Below are 15,660 nucleotides of genomic sequence, written 5' to 3' on the forward strand. Positions count from 1 at the left end.
AATAAAAGCCCTTGCTATGCCTACAAACAGCATTACCCCTACCGACTTAAAAACCATTCTGCATTCAAAGCGCGCCAACATTTATTACCTGGAGAAATGTCGCATCCAGGTAAATGGGGGCCGCGTTGAATATGTCACTCAGGAAGGCAAGGAGTCATTTTACTGGAATATTCCCATCGCCAATACCACCGCGGTGATGCTGGGAATGGGAACATCCGTTACGCAAATGGCAATGCGGGAGTTTGCCCGGGCAGGGGTAATGGTCGGCTTTTGCGGAACGGACGGCACGCCGCTTTACTCCGCGAACGAGGTGGATATCGATGTCTCATGGTTCAGCCCGCAAAGCGAATACCGCCCGACCGAATATTTACAAAACTGGGTCTCATTCTGGTTTGATGAAGAAAAACGTCTGCAGGCGGCAAAGCAGTTTCAGTTTATCCGTTTACAGCAAATCGAAAAACAGTGGGCAGGGCTGCGGATGCAACGGGAAACGTCTTTTCAGCCCGAACGGGATGCGCTGAATACTATTCTGGCGCGTGCGAAAGAGGGCATGGAAAACGCACAGGACCACACGTCGCTGATGCTCCAGGAAGCACAGCTCACAAAATCGCTCTACAAACTGACCAGCCAGACGGTGGGCTACGGCAGCTTTACGCGCGCCAAACGGGGCGGCGGGGCGGATATAGCGAACCGTTTTCTCGATCAGGGCAACTATCTCGCCTACGGGCTGGCGGCTGTCGCGGCCTGGGTGACGGGCATTCCTCATGGTCTGGCTGTCATGCACGGCAAAACCCGACGCGGAGGGCTGGTTTTTGATATTGCCGATTTAATCAAAGACGCCCTCGTTATGCCGCAGGCATTTATTGCGGCGATGGAGGGTGAGGATAATCAACAGTTTCGTCAGCGCTGCATCAACGCGTTTCAACAGGCTGATGCGCTGGACGTAATGATTACTACCTTGCAGGAAACCTCGCACTCGCTGGCGGGCGTCGCAAAATGAATGTGCTGATTATCTCCCGATGTACCAAACGTGCGCGTGAGCAAAGCTGTCAGATTATCGATCAGTTCGCAGAGCGTACGGGTGATGCGGCATGGCAGACGACAATTACGATGGAAGGTGCCATCACGCTGCGCAAGCTGCTGCGTAAAACGGCACGTCGTAACACCGCTGTGGCCTGCCACTGGCTGAAAAAAAACGGTCAAACCGAACTGCTGTGGATAGTGGGAAATTTGCGCCGCTTTAACGCGCAGGGGCGCGTGCCAACAAATCGCACAACGCTGCAAATTATCCGCAATGACAGCGAACACCGCTGGCAAAGTGCGGAAAATATCGCCCTGCTGGCGGCGATTGCCGGGCTGTTTCATGATTTTGGTAAAGCAGGGATGTGCTTTCAGCAGACGCTTAAGGGTGAAAGTCAGCACCTTTGTCAGCCGTATCGCCATGAGTGGATCTCGGTTCGTCTGTTCGAGGCGTTTGTAGGTGAGCAAACCGATGAGCAGTGGCTGACATCCCTTACTCAGCTAAAAGCCGCTGACGAAAAGGCCATGCTGAAAGCGCTGAAGATGGACAGGGCAGAGTGGAGCAATAGCCCACTTGAAAAATTACCTCCTGTGGCGAGGGTAGTGGCGTGGCTAATGCTATCGCACCACCGTTTACCTCAACCGCACCCGGCAAAAACCTCATTACTGTACAGTGAAGGCTGGATTGAGAAACAGCTGAACGCGGACTGGAACTCGCTTAATCATAAATCCACCGAAAAACATCCATGGAAAGAGCGTGATTTTAAAAATGTCTGGAAATTTCCCCACGGTACGCCGCTAAAAAGCCAAACCTGGCGCGAGAAGGCCCGGCAGATTGGCAAACGCATCCGAAATCTTCCCGCGCTGCTTCATGCGGGATCGCTGGATAATCTCTTCACTCTACATCTCGCTCGCCTGGCGCTGATGCTGGCCGATCACGTTTACTCCTCTCAACCCGCGTATGCCGGATGGCAGGATGATGCCTTTCAGGCGTGGGCTAATAGCGACCGCCAGTCCAGGCAGCTCAAGCAAAAGCTGGATGAGCACAATGTCGGCGTGGCGCATCAGGCGCTATTGATGGGGCGTTCTCTTCCCGCGTTGCGCCGTTCGTTACCCGCCATCGCCCGGCATAAAACGTTTAGGGAAAGGGCGAAAGAAAAGCGCTTTCACTGGCAAAACGACGCGTGGAACGTGGCGTCGTCCCTGCGCGAGAAGAGTGCCGAGCAGGGCTTCTTCGGCATCAATATGGCCTCGACCGGATGTGGTAAAACCTTCGCCAATGTCCGAATTATGTACGCGCTGGCAGATGAGCAGGCGGGATGTCGTTTCAGCGTGGCGCTGGGGTTGCGCACGCTGACGCTGCAAACGGGTCAGGCTCTGCAGTCGCGCCTGGGGCTTGATGACGACGCGCTGGCCGTCGTGACCGGTGCTGCAGCAGTAAAGGAGCTGTATCAGGGTAATGATGCTGAAGATACCAGCAGCGCCAGCGATGAAGCGTTCTTCGCCAGCCATCATTATGTGCATTACGAAGGGGCGACCAGCAGCGGGATCGCCCAGCAGTGGCTGGCGAAAGAACCGGCGCTCAACCGCCTGGTCAGTGCTCCGGTCCTGGTGACAACTATCGATCATCTGATGCCTGCCACGGAAGGCGTGCGCGGCGGCAGGCAGATCCCCGCCATGCTGCGCCTGATGACCAGCGATCTGGTGCTTGATGAGCCTGATGATTTTGACGTTGATGATTTGCACGCCCTTTGTCGGCTGGTTAACTGGGCGGGCATGCTCGGCTCTCGCGTGCTGCTCTCCTCTGCAACGCTGCCCCCTGCATTAACAGAAGCGCTGTTTGAAGCCTATCGGGAAGGGCGCAAAGCCTGGCAGGACGCGTGCGGTCAGTCGGACAGGCCGACGAGTATTTGTTGCGCCTGGTTTGATGAGTATGGCGCGCAGTCGCAGGACGTGGCTGACGACGCGAATTTTCGTCAGGTGCATGGCGATTTTGTCATGCAGCGGATTAAACGTCTGCCAGACCAGCCCCGGCTTCGTCTGGGTAAACTTGCCGCCGTGGAGCCGCACGCTTCCCGCAATGCGGATGTTGTCTCTGCGTTAGCGCAGACGCTGTACCAGCAAACGATCGCGCTGCATGGCGAGCATCACAGCACGCATAAAAGTGGCAAAACCGTATCCTTTGGTCTGGTGCGGATGGCGAATATCAATCCGCTGGTTGCCGTCGCGCGGGCGCTGATGGCCTTACCTTCTCCGGACAATTACCGCATTCATTATTGCGTGTATCACAGCCAGCACCCGCTGGCGGTGCGTGCGGCGATTGAAAAACGACTTGATACCGCGTTCACGCGGCACGAGCCGGAGCGGGTCTGGCAGTTGCCTGACGTTAAGCAGGCGCTTACGTCACCGGAACAGCACCATCTTTTTGTCGTGCTCGGAACATCCGTTCTCGAAGTCGGGCGCGATTTTGATGCCGACTGGGGAATTATCGAGCCCAGCTCTATGCGCTCGCTGATCCAGTTTGCGGGGCGTATTCAGCGCCACCGTCAGATCGTTCCTGAGCGCGAAAATCTGGTGATTCTGGAACGCAACGTTCGCGCGCTTCGCGGGGAGACGGTGGCCTACTGCCGACCCGGTTTTGAAACTGAGCGCCATACGCTGCCTCATCACGATCTTCATGAACTGATCGATGAAGAAGGCTATCGCATGCTGAATGCGATTCCGCGCATCGTTGAAAATCTGCCCGGCAATGCGCTGGCGGCGCTGGAGCATGCACGGTTGCGCGCTGCTCTGCTGGACCGAGACGACAAGTCCGATGCGGTAGCTGCGTCGTGGTGGCGACTGCCGCTGACGTGGAACGGCGAGTTGCAGCGGCGGACGCCGTTTCGCCGCGCTTCACCGCAGGAAACGTTCTTTTTGAGTATGGAAGAGGAAGGCGATGAACCCGAGTTTTGCCTGATGCAGGAAAACGGGGTGTTAAAACCTGCGGGAGGGTTTTGCGAACAGGCGTTGTCCATGGCCGACGGCGTAGAGCCGTGGATTGCAATTGATTATGGCGAGGTATTACAGGCGCTGGCCGAAACGAAGCAAATGGAGCTGAACGCGGTGTCGCGACGGTATGGCGAAATTACATTGAGAGTGACCAGGGAGGAGGAAGCAGAGCAATGGCTGTACCACCCGGTGTTGGGTGTGTTCAGGGAATTTCTATAAAAAACCAGGAGACAGTATGTCAGTTGAAGCACTAAGCGCTTTCATCGCTGAGTACATCGCCGGACGACGACAAACAAAGCTGGAAGCATTTGATAAAGAGGCCGCAAAGCGCAGCGATACAGTTAGCGCAACGCTCGCGGCAGAACGCCGGGAACTGGAGCTTCGCTATGAGCCGAAAGCATGGCTGACGGATGCAGCGAAGCGAGCCGGACAAATTAACCTTGTGACCCACGCGGCGAAATTCACCCACGGGGATTCAAAAAGTAGCAGTATGTACAGCGAGGTAGTGGCACAGGAAGGGTATCTCAGCACCGCTGCCTTGTCAGGTCTGGAACCGGATGCGGTGGGTAACGCAGCTGCGCTGGACGTCGCGAAACTGCTGCAAACGTGGGTAGAAGATGGCGATTCTCTACTCGCCAGTCTGAAACGTGGCGAGCACGCTGCGCTGGCCGCTTTTACCGAAGATGCCAGTCAACTGAGTGAATGGATAGCGGGATTTTCCCGCGCGTTTACGCCCGGCGAACCGGCTTCCCACAGGCTGGCGAAACAGGGGTATTTTCCGGCAGGAGAAGGTTACCATCTCGTAAGCCCGTTATTTGCCACCTCGCTTGTTCACGACATGCACCATAAAATGATCGCCTTTCGTTTTGGTGATGAGGTTAAAGCCATCTGGAAAGCGCGTCGTGAGAAAACCTGGCATCCTTCTCCGCTGACGTTATTCCCGGATTCAGCGGAAATACACTTCGGTGGCACCAAACCGCAAAATATTTCCTATCTGAACAGCGTGCGGGGCGGGCGTAGCTGGCTACTATCCTGCCAGCCACCGCAGTGGAAAAGGGCAGACAAGCCGCCTGCGGGTTTACGTTCCGTTTTCGCTTCGGGTGGGCAATTTGACCGCCGTGCGAGGAATCACATTCAGCTACTTGTCTCGTTACTAACAAAAACGGGAGATTACACCAATTTTCGTATCCGTGAAGCCCGCGAAGGCTACATCAATATGATTATCGATCTGCTGTTCGAGATCGCATCTGAACTTCAGCGTGAACCTACGCAGAACTGGACACTTAACAGCCCCGATCTGAAACGCCATCAACAGCTCTGGCTCGATCCCTGGCGCACAAAAACGGACGAAGCCTTCCGTCTTGAACGAGAAAAAGATGACTGGCAGGACGCTGTGGCGCAAGATTTTGCCCAGTGGCTGAACGCACGTCTGCGTAAGTCGATGCCGGATTTAGGTGCTGTAGAAAAACATGAATGGGAAACCCGCGAACGTTTACGTACTCACCTCCGCGAGATGGAAAAAATTATCCAGGAGGCACTTAAATGAGCTCACTGATCCTGCTTCGCCGTATCAGCGTCGAAAACGCCAACGCGATAGCCGGGCTGACGTATGGTTTTCCCGCGATTACTCATTTCCTGGGATTCTCTCATGCGCTGTCTCGCCGTCTGACCGAAACGCATGGGCTGTGCATTGATGGCTGTGCCGTTGTCAGCCACGAGCAGCAGATCCATGCCCATTCATCCGGTCGTGACTATCAGTTTGCGCTGACCCGCAATCCTCTTACCCGTGAAGCGAAAACGGCCTCCTTTAATGAAGAGGGGCGCATGCATATGACCGTTTCATTGCTGCTGGAGTGTCACGGGGAAATCCCTAACGGCGAATATGGGCAGCGCGATCTGGCGGAGCACCTCATGCAGCTGTGCCCAATGCTCAGGCTGGCGGGCGGTATCATTGTTGATATTGAGGCTGTTACCGTCATGGCGATGCCGTCCAGCAGTCGGGATATGTGTCGGTTGCAGTGGCAACTGATACCCGGCTTTGCCCTGCGCGACCGCAGCAGTTGGCTGGGCGAACATCATCACACGCTTCTTGAAAACAAGCCTGATGCCACGCTGCTTGATGCCTGGCTTGATTTCGCTGCATTGAAAATGCAGGCCGAAACACCGGAAGACGGCAATATCCGTGAAGGCGATCCGGCAGACTGGCATTACGTCCCCAAACCTAACCCCGGTTATCTGGTGCCGTTGATGATCGGCTACCAGCGTATCTCTGAACTCTACGCGCCCGGCGTCGTGGCAAACGCGCGCGATGCAGAAACGCCATTCGCGTTTACCGAAGCGGCGTATGGTGTGGGCGAATGGTGCGGTCTGCACCGGATTCGGTCATTAGACGATATTTTCTGGCGCTATCGCACGACAGAAACAGGCTACTACTGTCAGGGCGCGGGCGCGCCGGCGACATCTGAACATCTTATTTAAAAAGGACTTATCTATGGCAAAGGCTCCAACTGCCGTTAAAACGGCATCTGTACTGGCATTTGAACGTAAACTGGCTACCTCGGATGCGGTGATGTATTCAGGAAGCTGGGAGGGAGAAAACTGGCAACCGATCCGCATCCAGGAAAAAGCGGTGCGCGGAACCATTTCCAACCGCCTTAAAAACGCGCTCACTAACGATCCGGCGAAACTGGATGCTGAGATCCAGAAAGCCAACCTCCAGCGGGTGGACGTGGCCGCTCTGCCCGCAGACTCAGACACCCTGCAGGTGAAATTTACCCTGCGCGTGCTGGGCAATTTGTCTACGCCTTCCGTATGTAATGATCGCGCGTATCAGGATGAACTTCAGCAGGTTATCGAAGGTTATATCAGTGAACACGGTTTTGCCGAACTGGCGCGTCGATATGCAACCAATCTGGCGAACGGCCGCTTCTTATGGCGTAACCGCGTCGGCGCTGAAAAAATTGTCGTGAACGTGACGGGCAGTAAAACATGGACGTTTGATGCGTATCGTTATGCGCTGCGTGATTTTTCCGCGAGCGATGAGCAGCTCGATACGCTTGCGCGGGAAATCGAAAAAGGGCTTAGTGGCGAAGGATTTGTTCTCCTGAACGTCGAAGCGCAGGTGCTTCTCGGTGCCGGACAGGAAATTTTCCCGTCCCAGGAGTTGGTCCTGGACAGCAACAGCAGCAAGAGTCGTCTGTTGTATCAGGTGGATGATGTTGCCGGTATGCACTCGCAGAAAATTGGTAATGCGATTCGGACTATCGATACCTGGCATCCAAAAGTGGATGAGCTGGGCGCGATAGCCGTTGAACCGTATGGCTCAGTCACCAGCCGCGGTGTGGCTTGTCGTCAGCCGAAAGAGAAAATGGACTTCTACACGCTTCTCGATAACTGGGTGACGAAAGGGCAGAAACCCGAGGTTGAGCAGCAGCATTATGTGATGGCCGTCCTGATCCGTGGCGGCGTCTTCGGTGAGAAGGGCGAGTAAGGAGTGGTTATGGATCACTATCTTGAGATCCGCGTCCTGCCCGACCCGGAGTTCAGCGAGGAGATGCTGATGGCCGCGCTGGTGGCTAAACTGCATCGTGCGCTGGGCCAGCGGGGGAAGGGGGATATTGGTGTTAGTTTCCCTGCGCACGGCATTAAGCCCGGCGCGGTGTTACGCCTGCACGGTACTCACCCGGCATTAAGCGAGCTCGACTCGCTGGCATGGCGAAGGGGACTAAGCGATTACTGTCTGTGCACGGCGATACAACCCGTGCCAGAGGTAAAGCAATGGCGATGCGTGTCCCGTGTGCAGGTGAAAAGCAGCGCGCAGCGGCTTATGCGCCGTTCGGTAAAAAAAGGGTGGATCACTGAGGCAGAGGCGCAGCAGCGCCTATTTAAAATGGAAGAAGCGCGGACTGATTTGCCCTGGCTTAATTTACGTAGCCTCTCTACAGGTCAGTCTTTCAAACTTTTTATTCGTCATGGTGAGTTGCTTCCCGCCCCCATGGATGGATGCTTTTCAACCTACGGGCTGAGCGCGACAGCGACAGTTCCCTGGTTCTGAGAAAACACGGCCGCATCAGCGTTCAGGGTGCGGTTTTTTCTGCGAGGCGGGTATCAAAAATAAAGGGCAGTTGCTGAACAGAGCTGAGCGCCGAATGGAATGCCGGATGTAAGGGGTTAAGGATGGCATTGTTTTCATAAGGAATGATGCAGGAAGGCAGGATGAGGGCGAGGGCGCTGTTAGCCTGCAACCACCCGGTTCCCAGATCCATCGTCGATACCGGTGCCGGGTTTTCCTGCCAGTCCTCGGGGAGCCACGCTTTATCCAGGTAATCAATCTGGTCATCCGGGATATCAATGCTGAAAAGCTGGTACTGATTCAATACGGTATCTTTTCTGACGTGCACCAAAATCTCCAGTGATGCCAGCGAGATGGACGTGGACACATATACGGCGGGATGTCCTTTATGATTCCAGCGACCGCCGTACTGATTTGCGCCGCTTCCACTCCACGCTTCGCTGGCATAGCGCCCCGTTACCAGCCGATAAAAAATCATGCAAACACTCCGTGTTCGAGTCGACCAATCAGGTCGGTGACTTCCAGCGCACCGGTTTCCGTAGCGATCAGGTTGACAGGCGCAACATTGCCAAGCCCGCGTACCGGCGCCTGCAGCCAGTTCCATGCCTCTTCTTTACTGCCAAAATAATCGACGGCAGCATCCAGCACCCGAACGAAACGGGCCACGCGTTCGCTCTCATCCGGTGTCAGCGTCCGTCCCGCGCTTTTACGGCGGGCCACGTTACGCTCATTAATCCCGGTGACGCGCAAAATGTCCGCTTTCGACATGGCCGTCCACTCATGGATATTGTCGAGGACGCTGACGGGCAATCCCTGATTGAGAAATTCAATCAGCCGCATACCTCTGTTTGCAGGTAAACCGGCGTAGCGCCAAAGTGCGTTATCAGCAGGTTTCTGCGCGGGGATCCAGGTTCTCATGTTACCTCCCTATTAATGTCATTTGTCATGGTTAAGTATAGTCATTTGTCAGGGTGTGTGGAATGGGTGATTTTTGTACTGGGTGGTTTATGAGAAGAAAGGTGTTTTGACCCTAATTTTTATCCTTCTTGTAATTTGTTGATTTTAAATGAAAATGTTGAGTGGATGAAAAAGAGGGAGAGAGAAAGGTTTTTAGCTTTTTTTGTATGAAAATCATGATGGTGTGTGGATATTATTCCAGTTCACTGCCGTACAGGCAGCTTAGAAAAATACTCACAAGTGGGCTGATGTGGCGAACTTGTGCACTGCCGTACAGGCAGCTTAGAAAAGAAAAATGACGCCGAAATACTGGCGGCGGCTGTGCACTGCCGTACAGGCAGCTTAGAAAAGGGAAATGGGCAACTATCACCACAGGATGAAGTGCACTGCCGCACACGCAGCTCAGCAAAATAGAAAATAAGGCCTCACACCCCTTACTTCCTACACTGTCGAACAGACAGCCACGATGCTCAAACGGACCGTCAAATAATTGTTCAAATTATCGACTGCGCCACAAAAAAATAAGGCCGGGAATATCCCGGCCTTATTTAATATTCATCTGCCATTACAGGCGAAAACAATTAGCGACTACGGAAGACAATGCGGCCTTTGCTCAGGTCGTACGGGGTCAGTTCAACAGTCACTTTGTCGCCCGTCAAAATGCGGATGTAGTTTTTGCGCATTTTACCGGAGATGTGCGCAGTTACCACGTGACCGTTTTCCAGCTCTACGCGAAACATGGTATTAGGCAACGTATCAAGTACGGTACCCTGCATTTCAATATTGTCTTCTTTGGCCATCTAATCCTCTGGGGTATCACTACCAAGTTTTGAACCGGCAAGATAATGCCGAAATTCATCAATTAAGTAAAGAATTGCGCGTTTAAAACGCAGCAAAACAGTTTCGGCGCATTGCCCAAGCGTCACGGTACAACCGAACGGAAAGCGCATTCGTAAAGGGGATACAACAGGATAAACGTCAGGACGTTATCTGAAGCGAAGGTCCCAAACGGCGGCGGGGCAACAGGCAGAAGCTACTCTGCGGCATAATTATAACACCCTCACAAAAAATATGCGGAAAACATTTAGGCATTGGGCATAAAGAGCGTTCTGGGGATCCAGAAGTCGCGCGGGAGCTTCTCCTGACGGCAGGCGTCCAGATGCTCGATATACTGTCGTCGCGGGATGTCAACGGCACCGAGGGAGGCGGTGTGCTCATTGAGCACCTGACAATCGATCAGACGCCCGCCGCGTTGGGCAAAGGCATGGCAGAAGACCAGCAGCGCGGTTTTCGAGGCGTTGACCGCACGGGAGAACATCGACTCGCCGCAAAATAGCGTCCCTTGCGCCACGCCGTACATGCCGCCAACCAGTTCCCCGTTTTCCCAAACCTCAATGGAGTGGGCGTAGCCAAGCTCATGGAGCTGATGATAGGCGTTGACGATATCGCGGGTGATCCACGTCCCTTCATGGCGATCTTCGGCACAGCCTTCGATCACCTGTCCAAAGGCGTGATTCAGCGTTACACGGTACGGGGATTTTGCATGGAATCGCTTCATGCTGCGGCTTACGTGAAACTGCGCTGGCCACAGCACGGCGCGCGGGTCGGGAGACCACCATAAAATGGGGTCGCCCGGAGAAAACCACGGGAAGATGCCGCGCTGGTACGCCATTAATAGCCGCGCAGGGCTAAGGTCACCGCCAAGGGCCAGCAGCCCGTTGGGCTCACGCAGCGCTCCCTCCGGCGAAGGGAACGCGATGTTATGACGAGAAAGCTGGACCAGGCGCATGACAGCAAAACTCCAGTACGCGAGTGAGGACGCTACAAATATAGTCTACAGACGCTGTTTAAACTGATAGTAGCGACCCTGTTTCGCCAACAGCTCTGCGTGACTACCTTGCTCAATAATGTGCCCGTTGTCCATCACAATTATCCGATCAAAACTTGCCAGCCCGCGCAGGCGGTGCGTCACCATCAGGACGGTTTTTCCTGCCATCACGTTCGCCAGCAAATCAAGGATTTGACTCTCGGTTGTCGCATCAAGCCCTTCTGTCGGTTCGTCGAGCAGCATCAGCGGCGCATCATGCAGCATCGCGCGCGCAATGGCCAGACGGCGTAGCTCTCCACCGGAAAGCTGACGACCGCCTTCGCCCAGCCAACTGTTGAGACCTTCGTCCTCAAGCAGCTTTTGCAGTCCGACCTGCTCCAGTACGGCGCGAAGATCATCGTCCGAAGCCTCTGGCGCGGCCAGCAGCAGGTTATCGCGCAGGGTGGCGCTAAACAGATGCACGCGCTGTGGAACGACGCTCACGGTCTTGCGCAGGGCCTGCTCGCTGAAATCGGTCAGCAGCGTATTATTAAAACGAATCTGACCGCGCTGTGGATCCCAGGCCCGCGTCAGCAGCTGCAGCAGCGTCGACTTACCGCAGCCGGTACGGCCGAGGATCGCCATCCGCTGCCCTGCATTAACAGAAAGGTTGATACCGTCCAGCGCGTTCTGGGCCTGCTTGTCATAGGCGAAGGCCACGTTATCAAGCTTCAGCGCCACCTGCTCAGGCACGGCGGTTTGTGCTGCGCTGAACCTGACTTCAGGCTCCTGCTCGGCAATCTGGGTGATGCGCAGGGCAGAGGCGATCACCTGTCCAAGATGCTGGAAGGCGCCCGTCACCGGGGCCAGTGCCTCAAAAGCGGCCAGCGCGCAGAAAACGAAGAGCGCAATTAGAGGGCCTGGCTGGGTATTACCGCCAATCCCGCCGGAAGCCAGCCACAGCATGGCGATCACCGCCACGCCGCCGATTAACACCATCAGCGCCTGCGAGAAGGCCGTCAGTTCAGATTGACGGCGCTGGGCGTCATGCCAGTTCAGCTCCGTATTTTCCAGTCGGGCGCGGTAGCGCTTGCTGGCACCAAAAATAGTCAGCTCTGCCTGCCCCTGAAGCCAGGAGGTCAGCTGCTGGCGATAATCCCCGCGCAGACGCGTCAGGTTTTCCCCGGTGGATTTCCCGGCGCGGTAAAACAGCGGCGGCAAAATAAGGAGCGTCAGCAGCATAATTCCACCCAGCGTCAGCGCAACGGGAACATCCAGAACGGACAGCCCCAGCGTGACCACTACAATTACTACAAACGCGCCTACAATCGGGGAGATCACCCGCAGGTAAAGGTGGTCCAGCGTGTCGACATCCGCAACGACACGGTTAAGTAACTCACCCTGACGAAAACGCGCCAGCCCGGCAGGGGAGAGGGGCAGCAGTTTGCTGAAGGTGTAAATGCGCAGGTGCTGCAGAACGCGGAACGTCGCGTCGTGGCTGACCAGCCGCTCGAAATAGCGTCCGGCAGTACGGGTAATGGCGGTACCCCGCACGCCTGCCGCCGGCAGCATATAGTTGAAGCTGTATAATCCGGCGAACCCTGCGACGGCGGAGGCCGACAGGAACCAGCCTGAAAGCGTGAGCAGGCCGATGCTGGCGAGCAGCGTCACAATCGCCAGCACGATCCCCAGCGTCAGCATCCATTTGTGGCGTTTATAGAGCGCAAGATAAGGCAGCAGAGCACGCATCAGATGTCCTCCTGACGGTTCGCCAGCAGGGCGGCGAACGGCCCCTGCGCGGCAACGAGAGCGGCGTAATCGCCTTGCTCAACAATTCGGCCGTTCTCCATGACCCAGATCTGGTCCCAGTCGGCAATGCCTTCCAGCTGATGGGTGACCATCAGGGTGGTTTGCTGCCGGGATGCAGCGTTCAGGGCCGCCATGACACGCTGTTCGCTGTGGGCATCCAGGCTGGCGGCGGGCTCATCCAGCAGCATCAGTTGGCACGGGTTAAGCAGCGCGCGGGCAACGGCCACACGCTGCGCCTGTCCTACTGACAGCCCGGAGGACTGGTCGCCGACCACGGTATCAACTCCTTGCGGGAGCAGCGGCAGAAACTCGCTGACCCAGGCGCGGTCGAGAACGGACTGTAGTTCATCTTCACGGGCATCCGGGCGCGCCAGGAGCACGTTTTCGCGCAGCGTGGAGGCAGGAAGCTGCGGGTTTTGTCCGACCCAACTGAGCTGCTTGCGCCAGGCGTCGGGATCGAGATTACGCAGTTCAGCTTTGTTTATCCGCAGCGAACCGGTGTAGGCCATAAAACCGGATAACGCATTCAGCAGAGAGCTTTTCCCGGAACCGCTGGTGCCGACCAGCACCACGCGTTTTCCGGCTGGCAGGGTAAAGTTCAGCGGACCCGCGAGCACTTTGCCTTCAGGTGACAGAATGGAAAAGTCCTGCGCTTCAATGGTCACGGGGTCTTTAGCATTCAGCGTCACGTCACCGCGCTCCGGGTGCGCCAGCGGCGTCTCCAGGAAGGTTTTCAGACTGTCGGCCGCGCCAACGGCCTGCGCTTTGGCATGATAGAAGGTCCCCAGGTCGCGAAGCGGCTGGAAAAACTCCGGGGCCAGGATGAGCGCCAGGAAACCGGCAGAGAGGGTGACTGCCGTGCCGTAGTGGCCGAAATCCAGCGCGCCGAGATAGGAGAAACCGAAATAAACCGCCACGAGGGCAATCGACAGCGAGGTAAAGAATTCCAGCACGCCGGAAGACAGGAACGCCAGGCGTAACACTTCCATCGTGCGCTGGCGGAAGTCCTGTGATGCCAGACGAATATTCTCGGTTTCCGCTTCACCGCGACCAAAAATACGCAGGGTTTCCATCCCGCGCAGGCGATCGAGGAAATGTCCGCTCAGCCTGCCCAGTGCCAGGAAGTTGCGGCGGTTGGCATCAGCCGCACCCATGCCGACCATCGCCATAAACAGCGGGATCAGCGGGGCGGTGCCCAGCAGGATCACTGCCGCCACCCAGTTGACGGGGAAAATGGCGATAACAATCAGCAGCGGAACAAAAACCGCCAGCGCCATCTGCGGAAGATAGCGCGCGTAGTAATCGTGCATATCGTCGATCTGCTCAAGGATCAGCGTCGCCCAGCTTCCGGCCGGTTTACCCTGGATCCACGCGGGCCCGGCTTCCTGAAGGCGATCCAGCACCTGACGGCGGATCTCGTAGCGGATATGCTGTCCGGCGTGGAAGCCGACGCGCTCACGCAGCCACACCACCCAGGCGCGCAGGACAAAAACCAGGATCAGAACAATAAAGGGCAGCAGGAGCGCTTCGCGGGGAATGTTCTCCATGATCATGTGATTAAGAATGCGGGCCAGCAGCCATGCCTGGGCAACAATCAACAGACCGCTAACGAACCCCAAAAGACGGGAGATCGTAAGCCAGCGGCGGGAAATAACGCTTTGCTGTTTCAGCCAGCGTGTTAACTCTTGTTGACGGGTTTTTTCCATTGCGTATTTTGCAGGTGACGTTATAAGAAATTAGACATCTGCATGTTACACGCGAGCAAAAATAAAGGCGACCTGTGGCCGCCTTTATTTACGTTTGTTACTGACTTGTAAAGATTATTTACCTTGTTCAGCCAGTCCATCGAGATAGCGTTCAGCGTCCAGCGCGGCCATACAGCCGGTGCCCGCAGAGGTGATCGCCTGACGGTAAATATGGTCCATCACGTCACCGGCAGCGAACACGCCCGGGATGCTTGTCTGGGTCGCGTTACCGTGGCTGCCGGACTGCACTTTGATGTACCCGTTTTCCAGCTCCAGCTGGCCTTCGAAGATCGCGGTATTCGGGCTGTGGCCGATAGCCACAAACAGACCCGCCACCTCCAGCGTTTCGACGTTATCGGTGTTCTGGGTATCACGAATGCGCAGACCCGCAACGCCCATCTGATCGCCCGTGACTTCTTCCAGGGTACGGTTGGTGTGCAGCACGATGTTGCCGCTCGCCACTTTATCCATCAGGCGCTTAATCAGGATCTTCTCGGCGCGGAAGGTGTCACGACGGTGGATCAGATGCACTTCAGAGGCAATGTTCGCCAGGTAAAGCGCTTCTTCCACCGCGGTGTTGCCGCCGCCGATAACCGCGACTTTCTGGTTACGATAGAAGAAACCGTCGCAGGTGGCGCAGGCAGAGACGCCGCGGCCTTTGAACGCTTCTTCAGACGGTAGGCCGAGGTAGCGGGCAGAGGCCCCGGTAGCGACGATCAGCGCGTCGCAGGTGTATTCGCCGCTGTCGCCCGTCAGGCGGAACGGACGGTTCTGCAGGTCAACCTTGTTGATGTGGTCGAACAGGATTTCGGTTTCGAACTTAGCAGCATGCTCGTGCATGCGTTCCATCAGCAGCGGCCCGGTCAGGTCGTTCGGGTCGCCCGGCCAGTTTTCCACTTCCGTGGTGGTGGTCAACTGACCGCCTTTTTCCATGCCAGTGATCAGTACCGGCTGCAGGTTTGCGCGTGCAGCATAGACCGCCGCGGTATATCCCGCAGGTCCAGAACCAAGGATTAGCAACTTACTGTGTTTGGTCGTGCCCATGAGATCCCCATTGTTGTTGGCAGGCAATGGGCTGGATTGTAGGGAATTTGTTGCCGTAAAAAAAGAGCGCTGGGATTTTGCTTTCGATATATGCAATAGCTGCGCCCGATGAATCTTGCGCCGTTACATCACGTTTTCTACTTAAAACCGCTCGTTTATAAGGCAGTAAAATGAGGATTAATACCCCCCCGTAATGAATATCCGGCATCTTGTAC

13 protein-coding genes and 1 pseudogene are annotated in these 15,660 nt (G+C 55.9%); 6 read left to right on the plus strand and 8 right to left on the minus strand.

The features are described 5' to 3' along the window. The first annotated feature begins 16 nt into the window (after window positions 1-16). The 6 genes from cas1f to cas6f are packed head-to-tail and all read left to right on the plus strand — an operon-like array spanning window position 17 to window position 8,065. On the plus strand, window positions 17-1,000 hold the full coding sequence (gene cas1f / locus V1603_RS10715) for a type I-F CRISPR-associated endonuclease Cas1f (protein ID WP_395313896.1): 984 nt from the start codon (window positions 17-19) through the stop codon (window positions 998-1,000). Then, window positions 997-4,230: a type I-F CRISPR-associated helicase Cas3f gene (cas3f, locus tag V1603_RS10720; protein ID WP_395313897.1), complete on the plus strand. Its 3,234-nt coding sequence runs from the start codon at window positions 997-999 to the stop codon at window positions 4,228-4,230. The genes cas1f and cas3f overlap by 4 nt, the downstream gene beginning before the upstream one ends. Window positions 4,231-4,246: 16 nt before the next feature. Beyond that, window positions 4,247-5,557, plus strand: coding sequence for a type I-F CRISPR-associated protein Csy1 (gene csy1, locus V1603_RS10725; protein ID WP_395313898.1), 1,311 nt, complete (start codon window positions 4,247-4,249; stop codon window positions 5,555-5,557). Continuing rightward, window positions 5,554-6,489, plus strand: coding sequence for a type I-F CRISPR-associated protein Csy2 (csy2, locus tag V1603_RS10730; RefSeq protein WP_233002276.1), 936 nt, complete (start codon window positions 5,554-5,556; stop codon window positions 6,487-6,489). Before csy1 ends, csy2 begins: the two co-directional genes overlap by 4 nt. Before the next feature lie 13 nt (window positions 6,490-6,502). Further along, window positions 6,503-7,501: a type I-F CRISPR-associated protein Csy3 gene (gene csy3 / locus V1603_RS10735; RefSeq protein WP_233002277.1), complete on the plus strand. Its 999-nt coding sequence runs from the start codon at window positions 6,503-6,505 to the stop codon at window positions 7,499-7,501. 9 nt (window positions 7,502-7,510) lie between these two features. Further along, window positions 7,511-8,065 (plus strand): type I-F CRISPR-associated endoribonuclease Cas6/Csy4, encoded by a 555-nt coding sequence (gene cas6f / locus V1603_RS10740; RefSeq protein WP_395313899.1) that lies wholly within the window; start codon window positions 7,511-7,513, stop codon window positions 8,063-8,065. A gap of 22 nt (window positions 8,066-8,087) precedes the next feature. Here cas6f and V1603_RS10745 read toward each other — a convergent pair whose 3' ends face one another. From V1603_RS10745 to trxB, 8 genes and pseudogenes are all read right to left on the minus strand, one after another. Beyond that, window positions 8,088-8,561 (minus strand): RES family NAD+ phosphorylase, encoded by a 474-nt coding sequence (locus V1603_RS10745; RefSeq protein WP_233002279.1) that lies wholly within the window; start codon window positions 8,559-8,561, stop codon window positions 8,088-8,090. Beyond that, the gene (locus V1603_RS10750) at window positions 8,558-9,001 is read right to left on the minus strand and encodes an antitoxin Xre/MbcA/ParS toxin-binding domain-containing protein (protein ID WP_395313900.1); all 444 of its coding nucleotides are present in this window, start codon (window positions 8,999-9,001) and stop codon (window positions 8,558-8,560) included. The genes V1603_RS10745 and V1603_RS10750 overlap by 4 nt, the downstream gene beginning before the upstream one ends. A 620-nt stretch (window positions 9,002-9,621) precedes the next feature. Beyond that, window positions 9,622-9,840: a translation initiation factor IF-1 gene (infA, locus tag V1603_RS10755; protein ID WP_002211347.1), complete on the minus strand. Its 219-nt coding sequence runs from the start codon at window positions 9,838-9,840 to the stop codon at window positions 9,622-9,624. Further along, window positions 9,768-9,941: pseudogene (locus tag V1603_RS10760) on the minus strand (hypothetical protein); the annotation flags it as partial. The gene infA and the pseudogene V1603_RS10760, both read right to left, overlap by 73 nt. Window positions 9,942-10,124: 183 nt before the next feature. Then, window positions 10,125-10,829, minus strand: coding sequence for a leucyl/phenylalanyl-tRNA--protein transferase (aat, locus tag V1603_RS10765; RefSeq protein ID WP_395313901.1), 705 nt, complete (start codon window positions 10,827-10,829; stop codon window positions 10,125-10,127). Between the two features lie 45 nt (window positions 10,830-10,874). Further along, window positions 10,875-12,596 (minus strand): cysteine/glutathione ABC transporter ATP-binding protein/permease CydC, encoded by a 1,722-nt coding sequence (cydC, locus tag V1603_RS10770; protein WP_395313902.1) that lies wholly within the window; start codon window positions 12,594-12,596, stop codon window positions 10,875-10,877. Then, window positions 12,596-14,362: a cysteine/glutathione ABC transporter permease/ATP-binding protein CydD gene (cydD, locus tag V1603_RS10775; RefSeq protein WP_395313903.1), complete on the minus strand. Its 1,767-nt coding sequence runs from the start codon at window positions 14,360-14,362 to the stop codon at window positions 12,596-12,598. The genes cydC and cydD overlap by 1 nt, the downstream gene beginning before the upstream one ends. A 114-nt stretch (window positions 14,363-14,476) precedes the next feature. Next, on the minus strand, window positions 14,477-15,445 hold the full coding sequence (gene trxB, locus V1603_RS10780; RefSeq protein WP_116340982.1) for a thioredoxin-disulfide reductase: 969 nt from the start codon (window positions 15,443-15,445) through the stop codon (window positions 14,477-14,479). Window positions 15,446-15,660 lie beyond the last annotated feature (215 nt).

The organism is Enterobacter sp. ECC-219 (genome assembly GCF_043966805.1).
Lineage (GTDB): Bacteria > Pseudomonadota > Gammaproteobacteria > Enterobacterales > Enterobacteriaceae > Enterobacter > Enterobacter cloacae_N.